General features: G+C 43.9%; 14 protein-coding genes. 2 read left to right on the top strand and 12 right to left on the bottom strand.

The genetic code is table 11. The features are described from left to right. Positions 1–86: 86 nt before the first annotated feature. The 3 genes from rlmB to nsrR all read right to left on the bottom strand — a co-directional run bounded on the left by rlmB (position 87) and on the right by nsrR (position 3843). Positions 87–836 carry a 23S rRNA (guanosine(2251)-2'-O)-methyltransferase RlmB gene (gene rlmB, locus PSE69_RS08990; RefSeq protein ID WP_060561485.1) on the bottom strand — a complete coding sequence of 250 codons (750 nt, stop codon included), beginning with the start codon at positions 834–836 and terminating at the stop codon, positions 87–89. 67 nt (positions 837–903) lie between these two features. After that, on the bottom strand, positions 904–3378 hold the full coding sequence (gene rnr / locus PSE69_RS08995; RefSeq protein WP_040132542.1) for a ribonuclease R: 2475 nt from the start codon (positions 3376–3378) through the stop codon (positions 904–906). 42 nt (positions 3379–3420) lie between these two features. Next, positions 3421–3843 (bottom strand): nitric oxide-sensing transcriptional repressor NsrR, encoded by a 423-nt coding sequence (gene nsrR, locus PSE69_RS09000; RefSeq protein WP_014657306.1) that lies wholly within the window; start codon positions 3841–3843, stop codon positions 3421–3423. Between the two features lie 455 nt (positions 3844–4298). Here nsrR and PSE69_RS09005 point away from each other — a divergent pair, with 455 nt between their 5' ends. Then, positions 4299–5501 carry a mechanosensitive ion channel family protein gene (locus tag PSE69_RS09005; RefSeq protein ID WP_004915659.1) on the top strand — a complete coding sequence of 401 codons (1203 nt, stop codon included), beginning with the start codon at positions 4299–4301 and terminating at the stop codon, positions 5499–5501. 63 nt (positions 5502–5564) lie between these two features. On the opposite strand, the gene PSE69_RS09010 is transcribed toward PSE69_RS09005, so the two are convergent. From PSE69_RS09010 to tsaE, 9 genes are all read right to left on the bottom strand, one after another. Beyond that, the gene (locus tag PSE69_RS09010) at positions 5565–6866 is read right to left on the bottom strand and encodes an adenylosuccinate synthase (protein WP_004915654.1); all 1302 of its coding nucleotides are present in this window, start codon (positions 6864–6866) and stop codon (positions 5565–5567) included. Between the two features lie 251 nt (positions 6867–7117). Then, complete coding sequence (gene hflC / locus PSE69_RS09015; protein WP_004915648.1) at positions 7118–8119, bottom strand: protease modulator HflC; 1002 nt, start codon at positions 8117–8119, stop codon at positions 7118–7120. A 2-nt stretch (positions 8120–8121) separates the two neighbouring features. Continuing rightward, positions 8122–9336 (bottom strand): FtsH protease activity modulator HflK, encoded by a 1215-nt coding sequence (hflK, locus tag PSE69_RS09020; RefSeq protein ID WP_004915644.1) that lies wholly within the window; start codon positions 9334–9336, stop codon positions 8122–8124. Positions 9337–9422: 86 nt separating this feature from the next. After that, the gene (hflX, locus tag PSE69_RS09025; protein ID WP_004915641.1) at positions 9423–10703 is read right to left on the bottom strand and encodes a ribosome rescue GTPase HflX; all 1281 of its coding nucleotides are present in this window, start codon (positions 10701–10703) and stop codon (positions 9423–9425) included. A gap of 101 nt (positions 10704–10804) precedes the next feature. Next, the gene (hfq, locus tag PSE69_RS09030; RefSeq protein ID WP_004915637.1) at positions 10805–11101 is read right to left on the bottom strand and encodes an RNA chaperone Hfq; all 297 of its coding nucleotides are present in this window, start codon (positions 11099–11101) and stop codon (positions 10805–10807) included. A 106-nt stretch (positions 11102–11207) separates the two neighbouring features. After that, complete coding sequence (miaA, locus tag PSE69_RS09035; protein WP_004915633.1) at positions 11208–12149, bottom strand: tRNA (adenosine(37)-N6)-dimethylallyltransferase MiaA; 942 nt, start codon at positions 12147–12149, stop codon at positions 11208–11210. Further along, entirely contained in the window at positions 12142–14097 is a 1956-nt protein-coding gene (mutL, locus tag PSE69_RS09040) for a DNA mismatch repair endonuclease MutL (protein ID WP_014657304.1), read from the bottom strand. The genes miaA and mutL overlap by 8 nt, the downstream gene beginning before the upstream one ends. An 11-nt stretch (positions 14098–14108) precedes the next feature. Continuing rightward, on the bottom strand, positions 14109–15404 hold the full coding sequence (gene amiB / locus PSE69_RS09045; RefSeq protein ID WP_036942650.1) for an N-acetylmuramoyl-L-alanine amidase AmiB: 1296 nt from the start codon (positions 15402–15404) through the stop codon (positions 14109–14111). Between the two features lie 14 nt (positions 15405–15418). Continuing rightward, positions 15419–15883, bottom strand: a complete 465-nt coding sequence (gene tsaE, locus PSE69_RS09050) for a tRNA (adenosine(37)-N6)-threonylcarbamoyltransferase complex ATPase subunit type 1 TsaE (RefSeq protein ID WP_004915627.1) — start codon at positions 15881–15883, stop codon at positions 15419–15421. Between the two features lie 241 nt (positions 15884–16124). On the opposite strand from tsaE, the gene queG reads away from it, so the two are divergent. Further along, a complete protein-coding gene (queG, locus tag PSE69_RS09055) occupies positions 16125–17282 on the top strand; it encodes a tRNA epoxyqueuosine(34) reductase QueG (protein ID WP_004915624.1) in 1158 nt (385 codons plus the stop codon). Positions 17283–17878: the final 596 nt, after the last annotated feature.

Below are 17878 nucleotides of genomic sequence, written 5' to 3' on the forward strand. Positions count from 1 at the left end.
TGTTGAGTGCGGCTAAAAAATTGACGCGTAACTATACCCATCCCTGAGAAAAAACTCAAGGGATGGAGACAAATATCAGAGAATATTTATTCTACGGCTGACTTCTCGGCACGTTGACGAACCGCTTCAAACAAACAAATCCCTGTTGCAACAGAGACATTCAGTGACGAAACCGTACCCGCCATAGGAATGCTGATCAACTCATCACAATGTTCACGAGTCAAACGGCGCATACCTTCACCTTCCGCTCCCATCACCAATGCCATTGGCCCTGTGAGCTTACTTTGATAAAGCGTATGATCGGCTTCACCAGCAGTACCAACAATCCACACATTGTACTCTTTTAACAGACGCAATGTTCTGGCTAAGTTTGTCACACGGAATAGCGGAACACTTTCAGCCGCACCGCATGCCACTTTTTTTGCTGTCGCATTTAACTGTGCAGACTTATCTTTTGGCACAATCACCGCATGAACACCGGCGGCATCAGCACTACGCAAGCATGCCCCTAAGTTATGAGGATCAGTAACACCATCTAAAACTAATAAAAAAGGCGTGTCTGTACTTTCAAGAAAATCAGGTAAATCACCCTCTTGGTACTGTTTACCCGGCAACACTTTCGCAATGATCCCTTGATGAACCGCGCCTTCTGTTTGTGCATCCATCCATTGACGATTCGCCACTTGTACAACAATACCCAGTGACTCGATTTCCTGGATAATCGGCATTAGACGGCGATCTTCACGCCCTTTTAAAATATAGACTTCTTTGAACCGTGATGCGTCACGATCAAGCAAGGCTTTCACCGCATGAATGCCGTAAATAATTTCGCTCATAAATATCTTTTTTGTTGATAGAATTCAAGGTGGCATTACGCCACCTTATTTGATTCAGCAGGGTCAATTACCCTTCTTGCTTCTGGGCTTTTTTCGCTGCACGTTTTGCTTTTAATTTTGCACTGATTTTCTTCGTTTTGTCAGAGGCTTTTTTACCTTTCGCCTTTGTCTCTGCCTTCTTACCCGCTTTTTTATCCGTTTTCTTGCCATTTTTGTCTGAGCGACGGAATGCTGAATCAGGCTCGAAGTTTTTATCTCGGCTTACATCGCGTTTACCACGCGCGGATTTAGTGGCATTTTTGACTTCTTTTTTCATTTTATCACGGGCTGTTTTACCCGGATTTTTAGCTTTACGTGTCGTTGAAATCAACGCGAAATCTATCGTACGCTCATCCATATGCACAGCTTCAACACGAATTTCAACTTCATCACCAAGTCGATATGTGGTTCCCGATGATTCACCAATTAAACGTTGGCCCACCGCATCATAGCGATAGTAATCGTTATCCAGCGTCGAAACATGCACTAAGCCATCAATGAACAAATCATTAAGGCGTACAAAGAAGCCAAAGCCTGTCACACTGGTAATCAACCCAGTAAACACTTGACCAACTTGGTCTTGCATAAAGTCACATTTTAACCAATCCGCCACATCGCGAGTCGCCTCATCGGCACGGCGCTCAGTCATTGAGCAATGTTCACCTAACTGCAACATACTATCCATATCGTAGTGCCAGCCACCTGTTGGCGTCCAACGATGATCGGTATGCCCCTGCTCTTTAGCCAATAAGTACTTGATACCTCTATGCAACGTTAGATCGGGATAACGACGAATTGGCGATGTAAAGTGAGCGTAGGATTTTAAAGCAAGCCCAAAGTGACCTCGGTTTTCTGGATCATAAATGGCTTGCTTCATTGACCGCAAGATCATGGTTTGCAGCAACTCATGGTCAGGACGGTCAGCCACTTCATTCATGACCTGTGCATAATCTTTCGGCTCCGGTTTCATTCCCCCCGGCAAGGTTAACCCTAACTCACTAAATACAGAACGTAAATTCATCACGCTCTCTTCTTTCGGGCGATCATGCACACGATACAATGCAGGCTCTTCATGTTTTTCAACAAAACGAGCCGCCGCAATGTTGGCTAAGATCATACACTCTTCAATCAGTTTATGAGCATCATTACGCTCTACAGGCTCAATACGCTCAATACGACGTTCAGCATTAAAGATAAACTTCGCTTCTTCAGATTCAAAAGAGATGGCCCCGCGGTCAATACGTGCATTATCTAACGTTTTATACAGAGCATGAAGCTGTTCAATATGAGGCACTAATGCTTTGTAGTGTTCGCGTAACTCTTCATCACCTTGCAAGATTTTCCATACTTTAGTGTAGGTTAATCTTGCGTGAGAGTTCATCACCGCTTCATAGAATTTATATGATGATAAGCGACCAGATGCCGACACGGTCATTTCGCATACCATACACAAGCGATCGACACCTGGATTCAGTGAACACAGGCCGTTCGATAACACTTCCGGTAACATCGGAACAACTTGTGATGGGAAATAGACCGAGTTACCGCGGCTACGCGCCTCATCATCAAGGGCGGTTTGTTGACGAACATAATAGCTAACATCAGCTATCGCAACCCACAAGCGCCAGCCACCGCCTTTTTTCGGCGCACAGTGTACTGCATCATCAAAGTCACGAGCATCTTCACCATCGATAGTCACGAGTGGCAAATCACGTAAATCGACGCGGCCTTTTTTAGCAGACTCTGGTACTTGTTCATTTAAGTCAGCGACCTGCTTTTCCACTTGAGGGGGCCATGTATGTGGGATTTCATGGGTACGCAAGGCAATTTCGACTGCCATTCCCGTTCCCATACTTTCCCCTAATACTTCAATAATATGACCTACCGCCTGAGAGCGACGCTGTGGTCTCGTGATTAATTCAACCACCACCACGTTCCCCATTCGCGCGCCATTAATTTGGTCTTTAGGGATCAAAATATCGAAGCTTAAGCGGCTATCATCAGGCACAACAAACCCCATACCTGACTCAATAAAATAGCGACCAACAATTTGGTTATTACGAGGCTCAAGGACACGGACCACACGTACTTCTGTACGCCCTTTACGGTCCTGACCATAAGCTTGTGCTAAAATAACATCACCGTGCAATGCACGTTTCATTTCGTCTTGTGACAAATAGTAATCTTCTTTTTTACCTTCAACTCGCAAGAAGCCATAACCATCACGGTGACCTATTACTTTTCCTTTGAGGAGGTCTAAACGCTCAGGTAGTGCGTAACATTGGCGGCGGGTAAACACCAATTGCCCATCACGCTCCATTGCACGCAGGCGACGGCGTAATGCTTCTAACTCTTCTTCAGAAGAGAGGTTTAATAATTGTGCAATTTCTTCACGTTTTGCTGGAGCCGAGCGCTTAGTGAGGAGTTCGAGAATGAATTCTCTGCTAGGAATTGGGGAGTCGTATTTTTCTGCTTCTCTTTCCTGAAAAGGATCGCGTGACATCGTTACCTCCGTTGTCATCAGAATTTGTAATTACCGCATCATTTAATCAAGCAGTAATTGATAAAGCGGGCTGTTGTCTTTCACCATATCAGCCAGCGTATGTTTATCGAGTTCTTTTAAAAATTGTTGTATTGCCTGATGAAGCACACCCTTCAAACGGCAGGCTGGCGTAATATGACAAAATTCACCACTACAGTTCACCAGTGTCAGAGGTTCCAGAGCTCTTACTACATCCCCAACACGGATCGTTTCCGCGGGTTGGCCTAGGGTGATCCCGCCATTTTTACCTCGCGTTGCTTTAACATAACCAAGATGACTGAGCTGATTAATAATCTTAACCATATGATTGCGGGAGACTCCATAAACTTCAGTAACTTCTGTGATACTGGTCATTTTCCCTTCAGGAAGGGATGCCAAGTAAATCAGAGCACGTAACCCATAATCTGTAAAACTCGTTAGTTGCACAATCACCTCAAAATTTCGGCTTTGCCAATGGTTATCTGACCTTACCGACTTATTAATTTCAAATTGTAGCGACATCACACCCCGTTACTGTTTTATACCCAATAACTACGACGAATAACGCTTTAATTTGCAACCATAAGCGACCTTTTCATTCTAGTTTAGCTTACCACAAAGAGGTAATATCCCCTCAATAACAATACATATCTATGATTATTTGCCATTATGCGGTGTTTTATTGACATAATTTGACTAATAATATGTCAATAGCGAGTAATGCCATAACGCTAATCATACCTATAATAACATAGATTGCTAAGGCCACTCGTGGATTTGCACTATCTAAAAGGATATTAGAGTGAACCGAAAACCTATATATCACTTTTATCATCAATTCTTTTTAGTTTGCTCATTTTATAATAAGTCATCAGCACATTGAGGATATGATGTAGGATACTATGGAACAACTTGCTGAAATTTATAATGTTATCTCGAACAACACCCTATTAATGACCTCGCTTTTAGTCGTGATCCTGCTGCTCACTTGGTTTGTGGGAAAAGTGATTTTTTTGCGGTTTGCCCGACGGTTGCTACCGTTACTGACTAACTTAACCGATGATGACTTGATTGATGGTGTTGCGAAGAAAATAGCCTCAATTGTCGCTGTAACCTTGGTACTTTACCTTAATCAGTTGCTGCCCTCATTCTCCGATGAAGTCAATATAACCTTCAAAACCATTTGTTGGTCGCTCATTGTGATCAATGGTGCAGGGCTAGTCAATGATGGCCTTGATGTCTTTATTTTACGGCAAACGACCCGAACTTTGCATCGAAATAACTCCATCAAAGGGTATATTGAAATCGCCAAAATTATTGTTTGGATTATTTCATTTATCCTTATTATCGCATTAATGACGGACCAGTCACCTGTCATTATTATTTCCAGTTTTGGTGCAATCGCAGCGGTATTAATGTTTGTATTCCAACATACCTTACTGTCGTTTGTAGCAAATATTTTAGTTTCTAATGGGAAAGTCTTAAAACTTTATGATTGGATAGAGCTACCAAGTAGTAATATTAGCGGTGAAGTCATCGATATCGCACTGCACACCATCACCATTCGTAATTGGGATAACACGATTTCACGTATTCCGACTAAAGATTTCCTCACGGAGAAATACACAAACTGGCAACCCATGTTCTCTTCGGGTGGCCGTAGGATTAAGCGTAGTTTTTATATCGACCAATCATCAATTGAATTTGCAACCGAAGCGTTATTGAATGAATTAAAGAATACGGCACCACTGCGTAAAAGCCTAGAAACGATGCTCGAAGAGAAAGGCGAACTCGGTAATATCAATGAATGGATGATTGACAATGGCGTGACCAATCTTCAATTGTTTAGAAAATATATTTTAAATTGGATAAAAATGCGCGGGGATGTCAGAGCTGATATGTATTTAGTGATCAGAACCATGCCACCAACACCTAATGGTCTTCCTGTCGAAATATACTGTTTTACTCGTTCCACAACTTGGGTGGATTATGAAGAAGTGCAGTCGGAAATATTCGAGTACGTCAACGCATCCGCTAAATATTTCAAATTACGGATCTATCAACACCCATCCGGTAGCGATTTAGCCCATTTAAAACGTGATTAATTGATAAAAAAAACACCGAAATATTCGGTGTTTTTTCTCTAAACCTAAAAATTAGGCTCGATATTATTCAACATCAAACGGGTCGCGTAAGATCATCGTTTCAGAACGATCAGGACCTGTTGAGATGATATCAACCGGAACACCAGTCAACTCTTCAACACGCTTGATATAGTCTAACGCAGCTTGTGGTAACAGCGCTCTGTCTTTCACACCGAACGTTGTTTCGCTCCAGCCTGGTAATACTTCATAGACAGGCTCTAAACCTTCCCACTCATCAGCAGCTAATGGTGTTGTTTCAAGAACAGTACCATCTGGACGACGATAGCCTACACAAATTTTTACTTCTTTCAGGCCATCTAAAACGTCTAGTTTCGTCATACAGAAGCCAGACAGTGAGTTGATCTGAACAGCACGGTTAATCGCCACGATATCTAACCAACCCGTGCGGCGCTTACGACCTGTTGTTGCACCGAACTCTTGGCCTTTTTCACGTAGGAAATCACCCGTTTCGTCAAATAACTCAGTTGGGAATGGACCAGCCCCTACACGAGTAGAGTAAGCTTTAATGATACCCAAAACATAGCTTACATAACGTGGGCCTAAGCCTGAACCTGTCGCAACACCACCCGCGGTTGTGTTGGAAGAGGTCACGTACGGATAAGTACCGTGGTCAATATCCAATAAAGTGCCTTGTGCACCTTCGAACATGACTAATTCATTCTTCTGATGTGCTTTATAGAGCAGATCAGAAACATCAACTACCATGCCAGTCAGAATATCAGCGACTGCCATGATATCATCAAGGGTTTTCTGATAATCAACAGCGGGTTCTTTATAGTAGTTCACCAACTGGAAGTTGTGGTATTCAACAATTTCTTTTAGTTTTTCAGCAAAGGTTGCTTTGTCAAACAGATCGCCAACGCGCAGGCCACGGCGAGCAACTTTGTCTTCATAAGCAGGACCAATACCACGACCCGTAGTACCAATCGCTTTCGCGCCACGCGCTTTTTCGCGCGCATTGTCTAATGCGATATGATAAGGCAGGATCAGTGGGCATGCTTCAGAAATACGTAAGCGTTCGCGAACAGGAACACCGCGATCTTCTAATTGCTTCATCTCTTTCATCAATGCGTCAGGCGCGAGTACGACACCATTAGCAATAATGCTGATGACATTTTCACGAAGAATACCGGATGGAATTAAGTGGAGAACGGTTTTTTCACCGTTTACAACAAGAGTATGGCCAGCATTATGGCCGCCCTGATAGCGAACTACATATTTAGCACGCTCTGTCAGCAAGTCGACGATCTTGCCCTTTCCTTCGTCACCCCATTGGGTGCCCAGTACGACAACGTTCTTACCCATTTCAAAATACACTCGGTTGCTTAAAAATGAATTCTACCATCTAAAATAATCTGTTCCAGTGATTTTTTGCACAGCAAAAAATTTTTTTCTGGAAAGCAAGAAAAAATGGCCTTTTTTATTTCTGTCATCAATCCAACTGATAGCGACCAGATTAGACAGTATTAGTTTTCCCTGAAAAATCTAATACTTAAAGAGACAGACGTAAAAAAAGCCCGCGAAGCGGGCTTTTCTTTATTAGCTTAACAGTTATTTTAATCCGTTGCACGCAACTTGGTTGGTGCTTTCATAAAGCGGAAGAAGTCTGTGTCTGGGCTTAATACCATCACGTCCTCACCGCTATTAAAGCTGTGCTCATAGGCACGTAAGCTACGGATAAAGGCATAAAACTCTGGGTCTTGGTTGAATGCGTCAGCAAACAGTTTTGTTGCCATCGCATCCCCTTCACCGCGTAGAGTCAATGCTGTACGTTCAGCTTCTGCTAACGTTTCAGTCACAGTTTTATCAGCCACCGCACGGATCTTCGTGGCTTCTTCTTGGCCTTGTGAACGATGCTGACGTGCAACCGCTTCACGCTCTGCACGCATACGCGCATAGATAGCCTCAGAAACTTCGTTCGGTAACTCAATACGTTTGATACGAACGTCAACAACTTCAATCCCTAAAGCAGCCATACTGTTTGCGTTAGCGACTAACGGCGTTAAGTTAGTCTCTTCTTCAACGCGCGCTGCCGCAGAAGCAATCTCTGCATCGACTTCCTTAGTCGATTCATCAGATGCTGAACCTACGTTCAGAGCTTCGCGCACATCAACAGTCAAACGACCACGTGAGTCTGTAATAATATCTTTAACACTCAGACGACCAAACTCAGAGCGCAAACGGTCACTAAACTTACGTTTTAAGAATGTTTCAGCTTGATCTGAGCTACCACCACCCGTTGCCACATAATAACGGCTAAAGTCAGTAATGCGCCATTTCAGGTAGGAGTCTACCATCAAGTCTTTGTTTTCACTTGTCAAATAGCGGTCAGCTTGGATTTCCAATGTCTGAATACGCGCATCAAGCATTTTCACCGTTTCGATGAAAGGCACTTTAAAATGCAAACCTGGCTCATAAATGATAGGTTTATTGTCAGCGTCACGCACAACCTTACCAAAACGCAGCACAATACCGCGATCGGCTTGAGGGACAATAAAAATGGATGCGTAAGCGACCGCCAAAATAGCAATAATAATAACAATTAGCGAATTACGCATGATTATTGTCTCCCTACTCGAACAGTATCACCGCGCACATTACTGCTTTGCTGTGCAGGCTGAGTACCCGAAGATGATGAATTGTTAGTCGTATTTGGATTCATCACTTTTGGTTCTAAGCCCGTTTTTGGTGCTGCTGTATTGTTGTTATTACCACGCATTAATTGCTCTAATGGCAGTACTAACATGCTGTTACTCTTATCATTAGCGATAACTTTACGTGTATTACTTAAAACACGCTCCATGGTATCAATGTAGAGTCGTTCACGGGTAATTTCAGGTGCTGCACGATATTCAGGCAACATTTTTGCAAAACTTGCAACCTCACCCTCTGCTTTAAAGACCACACTCGCCTTATAAGCTTCAGCTTCTTCGATCAGTTTTTGCGCATTACCTTTTGCCATTGGTAGCACTTCGTTCCGATAAGCATGTGCTTCACGAATCGTTTTTTGCTCTTCTTCCCGTGCTGCAATTACGTCATCAAAGGCAGCCTTAACATCTTCAGGCGGACGAGCAGCTTGGAAGTTAACATCGAGTACCGTAATCCCCATTTTGTATGGCTCTATCGTCGCTTCCAGATCCCTTTGTGTTACATCACGAATAAATGCTCGATTCGTTGTAAGCACTTGTTCCATCGCTGACTGACCGATTACGCCACGGACTGCACTATCAAGTGCCTGACGTAAGCTGTTATCAGGGTTAGTGACGCTGAATAGATATTCTTTAGGATTAGTCACACGATACTGCACGTTCATCTCAACGCGGATCACGTTTTCGTCTGAGGTTAACATCATACCATTCGTCGCTTGTTCACGAACGGTTTCAACGTTAACTGGAATCACTTTATCAATAAAAGTTGGTTTCCAGTTCAAACCAGGTCCGACAATACCACTGTATTCACCAAAGCGTAGTATCACACCTCGGTCACTTTCCTTGATGGTATAAAAACCTGAACCCGCCCATACAACGACGACTGCCGCGAGAGCCAATACACCAAAGCGACCGCTGATTTGGAATGGCTGTTTATTATCACCATCACCACCACCGCTGCCGCCTTTTTTACCGCCAAGCTTGTTGCTCAGCTTACGAAAGAGATCGTCGAGATCAGAAGCCCCACGTTTTCGACCACCTTTATTCCCGCCAGAGTTGCCGCCTTTATTGCCGCTTCCCCACGGATCGCGGTCTTGTCCGTCATTACCGGGCTGATTCCACGCCATGTTTTAGCTCCATATCTTTATGATTGATTTTTCGGGTTAAGAGCAACAAATAACTCTTAATATCAATTCCATTTCCTAGCGATATGTTAAATCACATAGCTAGGCAATTGTTGTTCCTGTTTGCACAAACGCTGCCAATCAACCATCGGCATACGCACCTCAAGGCCAATTGAACCATCTTCTTCCTGCCACTCGCGTTCAATGGCTTGGAGTTGATAAAAACGGCTACGTAAGCGGCCTTCACTCGGTGGCAAACGCATTTCAACGTGTGCGATTTCACCTGAAAGGCGTTCCGTCAATGCTTGTAGCAACAAGGGGATACCGTCACCCGTTTGTGCTGATACCCAGACACGAACAGGCTTGTTATCCTCATTTCTGTCGATACGCGGGATGAAGTCTTCCAGCATATCCACTTTGTTCATGACTAAAAGTGTTGGGATCTCATCTGCTTCAATTTCTTCCAATACACTTTCGACCGCGTGAATATTTTCATCCAAACGGCTATCTGCTGCATCAATAACATGGAGCAATAACGTTGCTTCACGCGTTTCCTGCAGTGTTGCTTTAAAGGCAGCAACCAAATCATGTGGCAAGTGACGAATAAAACCAACAGTATCCGCAAGTACTACTGGCCCAACATCTTCCACGTTAATACGTCTTAATGTTGGATCAAGTGTTGCAAATAGTTGGTCAGCAGCGTAAACATCGGAAGCCGTCATCCGGTTAAATAAACTTGATTTACCGGCGTTGGTATAACCCACCAGCGAAATTGTCGGAATATCCGCTTTATTTCGTGCTTGGCGCCCTTGCTCACGTTGTTTTTCTACTCGGCTGAGACGGGATAAAATTTGGCTAATTTTGCCCCTTAATAACCGACGGTCTGTCTCTAACTGAGTTTCACCAGGACCACGTAAACCAATCCCACCTTTTTGCCGCTCAAGGTGCGTCCATCCTCTTACCAAACGGGTCGATAAATGGCGTAACTGCGCTAATTCAACTTGAAGTTTACCTTCATGTGTCCGCGCCCTTTGAGCGAAAATATCTAAAATCACCCCTGTACGGTCAACGACCTTACATTGGCATAACCTTTCGAGATTACGTTCCTGTGCTGGACTCAGCGTATGGTTAAATAGCACCACATCTGCGCCACTTTCCTTCACAGCTTCAGCGATTTCTTCCGCTTTCCCTTCTCCAACATAATATTTAGGATGGGGAGACTTACGACTGCCTGTTACTATCTGTACAGGTTTCACACCCGCCGATGTCACGAGTGACTCAAATTCTGCCAGATTTTCAGTGTCCTTTTCTTGGGAGAAAAAGACATGCACCAATACAGCCAGTTCACCGCCTTCATACCTATCAAACAAGGGCTATAACCTCTTAGGCTTAATCACTAGAAATACAAAGGAAAAACACAGGTAAAGTCTCCCTACCCATGTTTTCCTTGAATTTTAACGCACAACTGGTATTACTCAGCAGCTTCGCCATCCTGTTGAGTTGAAGCACCAGAGTTGTAGTTACCATTACCCGCACCGCCAGTAGCACTGCCACTATGGTGAGAAACAGGGCGAGCAGGGACAACGGTAGAGATAGCATGCTTATAAACCATCTGACTAACCGTGTTTTTTAGTAAAATGACAAACTGGTCAAAAGATTCAATCTGACCCTGCAATTTGATGCCGTTAACCAAATAAATTGAGACCGGAACCCTTTCACGACGTAATGCGTTCAGGAACGGATCTTGCAAAGATTGCCCCTTAGCCATTCTATGTTTTCCTTATTTTGTTGTTTTTAAATGAGAACCTTTCGATTCCAAAAATTAACTACTCAAAAATTGCGCTTAGCGTTCTAATTGTACACAAACCATAGCTCTATGCACATACAACCTGCATAACAGCCTTAAGCGCTTGCTGTGGTTGTTCACTATCTAACCAATGAACATTTTCCCAGCTTCTCAACCAGGTAATTTGACGTTTTGCCAATTGGCGTGTTGCACAAATTCCCCGATAAACCATTTCATCATAATCTGTTTCGCCTTCTAGGTACGACCACATTTGCCGATACCCCACACAACGAATAGAGGGTAAATCAACATGGAGGTCACCCCGTTCATAAAGAGCACGAACTTCCTCTTCAAAACCGGCGTCTAACATCTGATGAAAACGTTGTTCAATGCGCTGATGTAAAATTTTACGATCTTGGGGCGCAATAGCAAATTGAAACACATTATAAGGTAATTCTTCACCTGCTGTTTGTGTCATTTCAGTCAAAGTTTGCCCTGAAATGAGATATACCTCTAAAGCTCGGGATAATCTTTGTGGATCATTAGGATGAATCCTCGCTGCCGCAACCGGATCGACCTCCGCTAAACGACGATGGATTTCACCCCACCCTTGCTGCTGTGCAATTTTTTCAATCTCAGCACGAGTAGCGGGATCCGCAGAAGGCAAAGGCGAAAGCCCCTCTAGTAATGCCTTAAAATAAAGCATTGTGCCCCCCACAAGTAATGGAATTTTACCTTGAGAAGTTATTTCCTCCATTACATTTAATGCGTCTCGCCGGAAATCAGCAGCGGAGTATGGTAAAGAGGGATCGAGTATATCGATCAGACGATGAGGCGCTTGACTAAGCTCCTCTGCATTTGGCTTCGCTGTGCCGATGTCCATACCACGGTAGATCAACGCCGAATCGACACTGATTATCTCAACAGGCAAGTGTTGGCGTAGAGCAATAGCTAACGCTGTCTTGCCTGAGGCCGTTGGCCCCATCAGGAATATTGCATTCGGTTTTTTCTGAGTTACAAGTTCACTCATTTGTTAGTGTAGCTACCACGGATTGTAAATTAATTAATTGTAATAATGTTGGTGACGGCTTTTTAACATACTGCGGGCAAAGCCGCTCAACATCAGCGAGTAACTGAACTGCTTGTGCTAAGCTCCAGCTTTCTTGTGTTTTTTCTTGTGAAACTGTTTTTGCAAGCCATTGAGCAATATCTTGACGAGATGCCTGCTCTTTTGTCGACAAAAAATTCAGTAAACCCGAAAAAAGCTGAGATAAATTTTGCGTTCTTAACGGTAACGATACCGCATGAATAGTTACTTTTCCATGAGATATCGTGGCTTCAATACCAAATAATGTCAATTGTTCCTTGTTACGCTGAAAAACCGCAATTTCATCAGAATTAAGTGATAATTTTAGCGGGATCAACAACGGTTGAGGTTTTAACGCTTCGCCATCAGGTGATAACTGAGCCAACTTCAGTAAATAATTTGCTTCTGATAAGGATAACAGGATTAGCCCTAATGAAGACTCAATTAATGCAAAGTTTTTTGCGTAAATTGTCAATACTTTGCCAAATGTGAAGTTATTGGTATTTTCTTCCACTGATTGCGAAGAAACTGCTGGAACATCTAATGGTTGCCGACTAGGAAATAGTGGCTTTTTATCTTCTTCAGCAACAGGAACAGACATCAATGCTTGGTACAGTTGCCCCGCTTTTCGGTCATAATGCGTATTAGAAGGCGTAAACGCGCTTTTTTCTCGACTAAAATGATTTGTTGATGTCGGCGATGTAGCCGCTACGGAAGGGGCTGAATGCGAACGACTACTGCCCGTGCTGTCATGTTGCTGTTGCGCCGTACGACTCGTCTCATTTTCATCGTTTTCATTGAGCGTGGATGATGACGAAAAGTAGTTGTCTCCCGCGGATGAACGATTAGTTAATTCATGGGTAACAGGTTCAATACCGGGCAACTCATCTGGCTCATGCGCATTTAATAAGGCCGTTCTCACACCTTGATAGATAAAATCATGCACTAGCCGAGCTTGGTGAAAACGCACTTCATGCTTAGCAGGATGGACGTTAACATCCACTTGTTGGGGGTCAATGGTCAAATAAAGGACATAGGCTGGCTGTTGATTATCATCAAGATGCCCTTCATACGCTTGGCGGATCGCATGGTTAATTAACCTATCGCGCATCATTCGACCATTTACATAACAGTACTGAATATCACTCACTGGCGTCGAAGACGGTGAAACCACCCAGCCTTTAATGCCAAGGTCACCATGCTCCCAAGATATCGCTAGCGCCCCCTGCATAAAACCTGTACCACAGATGTTTGCCAGCCGCCGCTCTTGTTGGGCTTCCCCTTTTGCAGCGCGGTACTGTTTCACCAGCTTCCCATTATGGTTCAAATTGATTGTCACATCAGGGCGAGAAAGCGCGATACGCCGGACGACCTCATCAATATGGCCAAACTCGGTTTTTTCGGTACGCATAAATTTGCGACGCGCTGGCGTATTGTAGAATAGATCAAGCACTTCTACGGTGGTGCCATTTGGGTGAGCGGCGGGTTTGACGGTCACCGCCATATCTCGCCCTTCCGCATAAGCTTGCCACGCCTCTGATTGCTCAGCCGGTTTTGATGTGAGCGTCAAACGAGAGACGGAGCTAATACTCGCCAGTGCTTCACCACGGAACCCCATACTCATGATGGCTTCTAGGTCATCTAACGTGGCAATTTTGCTGGTCGCATGGCGCGCTAACGCTAAGACCAGTTCATCTTTGCTGATCCCACTACCATTATCGCGAATACGGATCAGCTTCTCTCCTCCACGTTCAATATCGATGTCGATGCGTGTTGCACCTGCATCGAGACTGTTTTCAACCAACTCTTTAACCACTGAGGCAGGGCGTTCGACAACCTCGCCGGCAGCGATTTGGTTAGCCAGTTGGGGAGAGAGGATCTGTATTGCCATCACCATCCCCCTTAATTAGGTGCCGCTTGCAACGGATTTGCAAGGAAGTATTGCCGCAAACCTTGGTGGATAGCTTCGGCGACCTTCTCTTGATAGTCATTGGATTTAAGCAACTGCTCTTCAGCGCTATTACTAATAAACCCTGTTTCTACCAGAATTGAAGGGATATCAGGTGAACGCAAAACCCCAAGGCTGGCATGCTCTGGGCTACGTTTATGAATATTACCCACTTTTCTTAATTGATGGAGTACTTGTACCGCCACATCATAGCCAACCCGCTGTGAATGACCGAATTGTAAATCGAGTACCGCTTGGCTCAAGTAAGGGTCCGCACCACTTAATGCATCGCCTGCTCCACCTAATAGCTCGGATTGTTTTTCTCGTTGTTCCAACCAGTTACCTAATTCACTATTTGCACGTCGATTTGACAATACCCAAACAGAAGCGCCTCGCGCACTACTATTTGGTGCAGAGTCAGCGTGAATAGAAACTAACATGTTAGCCCCTTTCTTACGTGCAACATCTGAACGCCCACTGACAGAAATAAAATAATCACCATCACGGGTCATCGCTGGCTTGAACATAGGGTCAGCCTCAAGTTTTGCATACAGTTTACGTGCAACACTTAACGTAACGTCTTTTTCTCGATAGCCGTTTTTACCAATCGCCCCGGGGTCTTTGCCACCATGCCCAGCATCAATAGCAATCACGACTTGTTTTGCCCCCTTGGGCATTGTTTTATTGGTTTTAACTGGTGCAGGTGCAACAGCTGGTCGCTGTGCCTGCGAATTCATTTTTAACGGTTTATCTTGCACCGCATTATTAGGCACTTGCATCGGTTGAGTCGTATTATTGAAAGACGTTGGTGCACGACTTTGCCCCGAGGAAAGCGTAAATACCACTTGATACTGCCCAGCGACTTGTTTCAGCGACGTTTGTACTTTTGCCGCTTTTGACAGTTCCAATACGATACGTTTGTGTCGGCTATCCGGTGGCTGACTGGTACGAACCACTTTAACCAAATCACCAGCAGGCACTCTCATTGGTAGGCCGATAATTTCACCATTTTGCTTAACATCAATAACTAGCCGCTCTGGCGAATGCAGGGGAAAATATTTGTAATCAGGCTTACCATCCATGAAGGATAGTGTCACCTGTGCATTTGATGGGCTATTATCAACCTGTATGTTCGATAAGGTCGCCGCCTGTACAGGTCGTGCAACTAACCATAATGCAACAATCATCAACAGCAATAAGAAGGAGAAAAAACTTCTTTTTGTTATTTTTCTCGGCAATGCATTCGTCATGAGCAATATATCCCTTAGAGTGCTTGTAATTCTTCTAACAACGACTCCCCATTTGCAGAAAAAGCAATAAAGTGAGCCTGACGCCCTTCATCCTGATAAGTCAAATGGAGTTCAAGATCCGCTTCTGGCAGAAAACCTTTGCCTTGTTGAGGCCATTCCACTAAACAGATCGACTCAGGGGAAAAATAGTCTCGGATCCCCATAAATTCCAATTCTTCTGGATCAGCTAAACGATAAAGATCAAAATGAAAAACCTGCCCATCAGGAAGATCATAAGGCTCCACAAGCGTATACGTCGGGCTTTTTACGTGACCTTGGTGCCCGAGTGCCTGTAAGAAACCGCGACTAAATGTCGTTTTGCCAGCGCCCAAATCGCCATACAAGTTAATCACGACGCCTCGTTGACAGGCATTTGCGACAGCGCGCCCTAGCGCCACTGTTTGCTCTTCGTTGGCAAGTTGTAAAATACGTTCTTTCATGGAAAGTTCAATCAGCTATAGTAAGGAAAAATAGATCAATATAGATATAATGACTATATTAACCTAAGCCGATCCATTTTTCTTAAATAACATTACAGAAATATTTAGATAGTGGATATCAGATAAGCGACTAATCCTGTTACATCACACAACAGGGCATCAGTGATGATTTTGTGAAATCACGGGATCATGGTAAAGTGCCCCTGCAATTTCACTCAGCTTAGCATCAATATAAAATCTAATGGCAACACATCTCGATCTCAACCTTCTTGCACAAAATATCAAACAATGGGGGAGTGAAGTTGGCTTCCAGCAAGTCGGTATTTGTGACACTGACCTTTCCCTTGAAGAGCCAAAATTACAGGCATGGCTCGATAAGCAATACCACGGTGAGATGGCGTGGATGGCACGCCATGGGATGATGCGAGCAAGACCTCACGAATTACATCCCGGCACATTGCGCGTGATCAGCGTGCGTATGAACTACCTGCCTGCAAAAGCAGCTTTTGCCAGCACATTAAGTAACCCTGAATTAGGTTATATTAGCCGCTATGCACTAGGTAGAGATTACCATAAGCTATTAAAAAAGCGCTTGAAAATGCTCAGTGATCGCATCTTGGCATACTGCCGAGAACATATCTGCTCTGACGATCTCAATTTTCGCCCATTTGTCGACTCTGCCCCTATTTTAGAACGCCCTCTCGCCGTCAAGGCAGGCTTAGGCTGGACAGGCAAGCATTCGTTGATCCTTAATCGTGAAGCTGGATCGTGGTTTTTTCTCGGTGAACTTTTAGTTAATTTACCTCTTCCTATCGATCAACCTGTTGAAGAGCAGTGTGGTCGCTGTGTGGCCTGTATGACCACTTGCCCTACCGGCGCGATCGTTGAACCTTATGTCGTCGATGCTCGCCGCTGCATTTCTTATCTAACCATTGAGCTTGATGGCCCGATCCCGGAAGAGTTTCGCCCACTGATGGGGAATCGGATCTACGGCTGTGATGACTGCCAATTGATCTGCCCTTGGAACCGTTTTTCACAATTAACCGATGAACAAGATTTTAGCCCAAGACGCGTATTACACACGCCCGAACTTCTTGAACTATTTAGCTGGGATGAAGAGACTTTCCTAAAAGTGACTGAAGGTTCAGCAATTCGCCGCATTGGTTACTTAAAATGGCTCAGAAATATCAGTGTCGCGTTAGGCAATGCCCCCTATCAGGACACGATTGTCAACGCATTGCGCTCACGGTTAGGCATGGGGGAGATGTTGGATGAGCATATCCAATGGGCAATACAACAACAATTACAGCGCCGAGAAGAAAACCAAGTAACTATTCAAACTTCACAGCAGAAACGCCTTGTACGTGCCATATCTAAAGGTTTACCTAGGGATGCTTAAAAATAATACACCCCTATACTGCAAACGAATAAAAATCAACACCGTGTGAATAAAATAAAAAATTGCTTAGCTGACAATAGGTAAAGAATTTGCAAGCTAGGTTAGCCACATTTTAAACAAAAATATTTACTATTAAATTCAGTAAGATATCTATCACCACGAAGCAATAGCTTTTTGGAATATGTGCGATTACCTATCATGCTATCCTGTGGATAACTCGGTGCATTAAAGTATTACAGACGCGTAAAAGCACCACAGCATTGATGATAGGTTGTGGATAACTTATTAATGATAGGAAATTAAATAAGTCCTCTTTTTTACTACTCTCAGCAAAATTAAAGCGCTTAAAACACAAGGTTGGTACAAAAAAGTCACTGAAACTGCAAAAATCGGCTTTTTTGTTTATTATTACAACTGAAATTATAACAATTTGGATACTTATTGATCGCCCCTATTGGTCAGGGGGTGGCTATTCTATGGCGACAAGTTAATGAATGCAAGCAGAAAAAACCGCAAGATCTGAAAAAGATCCCAAAGAGTGTGATGATCATCACTCTCTACCGATCATCACTAAAAGAAAAGCATTTGTTGATGAA

Origin of the sequence: Providencia sp. PROV122, from assembly GCF_028482365.1 — a bacterium.
Taxonomy (GTDB): Bacteria; Pseudomonadota; Gammaproteobacteria; order Enterobacterales; family Enterobacteriaceae; genus Providencia; species Providencia stuartii.

Bases quoted from the DNA above. Each gene is read 5' to 3' on its own strand.
- rlmB (WP_060561485.1), bottom strand. From the start codon at position 836: ATGAGCGAAATTATTTACGGCATTCATGCGGTGAAAGCCTTGCTTGAT.
- rnr (WP_040132542.1), bottom strand. From the start codon at position 3,378: ATGTCACGCGATCCTTTTCAGGAAAGAGAAGCAGAAAAATACGACTCC.
- PSE69_RS09005 (WP_004915659.1), top strand. From the start codon at position 4,299: ATGGAACAACTTGCTGAAATTTATAATGTTATCTCGAACAACACCCTA.
- PSE69_RS09010 (WP_004915654.1), bottom strand. From the start codon at position 6,866: ATGGGTAAGAACGTTGTCGTACTGGGCACCCAATGGGGTGACGAAGGA.
- hflC (WP_004915648.1), bottom strand. From the start codon at position 8,119: ATGCGTAATTCGCTAATTGTTATTATTATTGCTATTTTGGCGGTCGCT.
- hflK (WP_004915644.1), bottom strand. From the start codon at position 9,336: ATGGCGTGGAATCAGCCCGGTAATGACGGACAAGACCGCGATCCGTGG.
- hfq (WP_004915637.1), bottom strand. From the start codon at position 11,101: ATGGCTAAGGGGCAATCTTTGCAAGATCCGTTCCTGAACGCATTACGT.
- miaA (WP_004915633.1), bottom strand. From the start codon at position 12,149: ATGAGTGAACTTGTAACTCAGAAAAAACCGAATGCAATATTCCTGATG.
- mutL (WP_014657304.1), bottom strand. From the start codon at position 14,097: ATGGCAATACAGATCCTCTCTCCCCAACTGGCTAACCAAATCGCTGCC.
- amiB (WP_036942650.1), bottom strand. From the start codon at position 15,404: ATGACGAATGCATTGCCGAGAAAAATAACAAAAAGAAGTTTTTTCTCC.
- tsaE (WP_004915627.1), bottom strand. From the start codon at position 15,883: ATGAAAGAACGTATTTTACAACTTGCCAACGAAGAGCAAACAGTGGCG.
- queG (WP_004915624.1), top strand. From the start codon at position 16,125: ATGGCAACACATCTCGATCTCAACCTTCTTGCACAAAATATCAAACAA.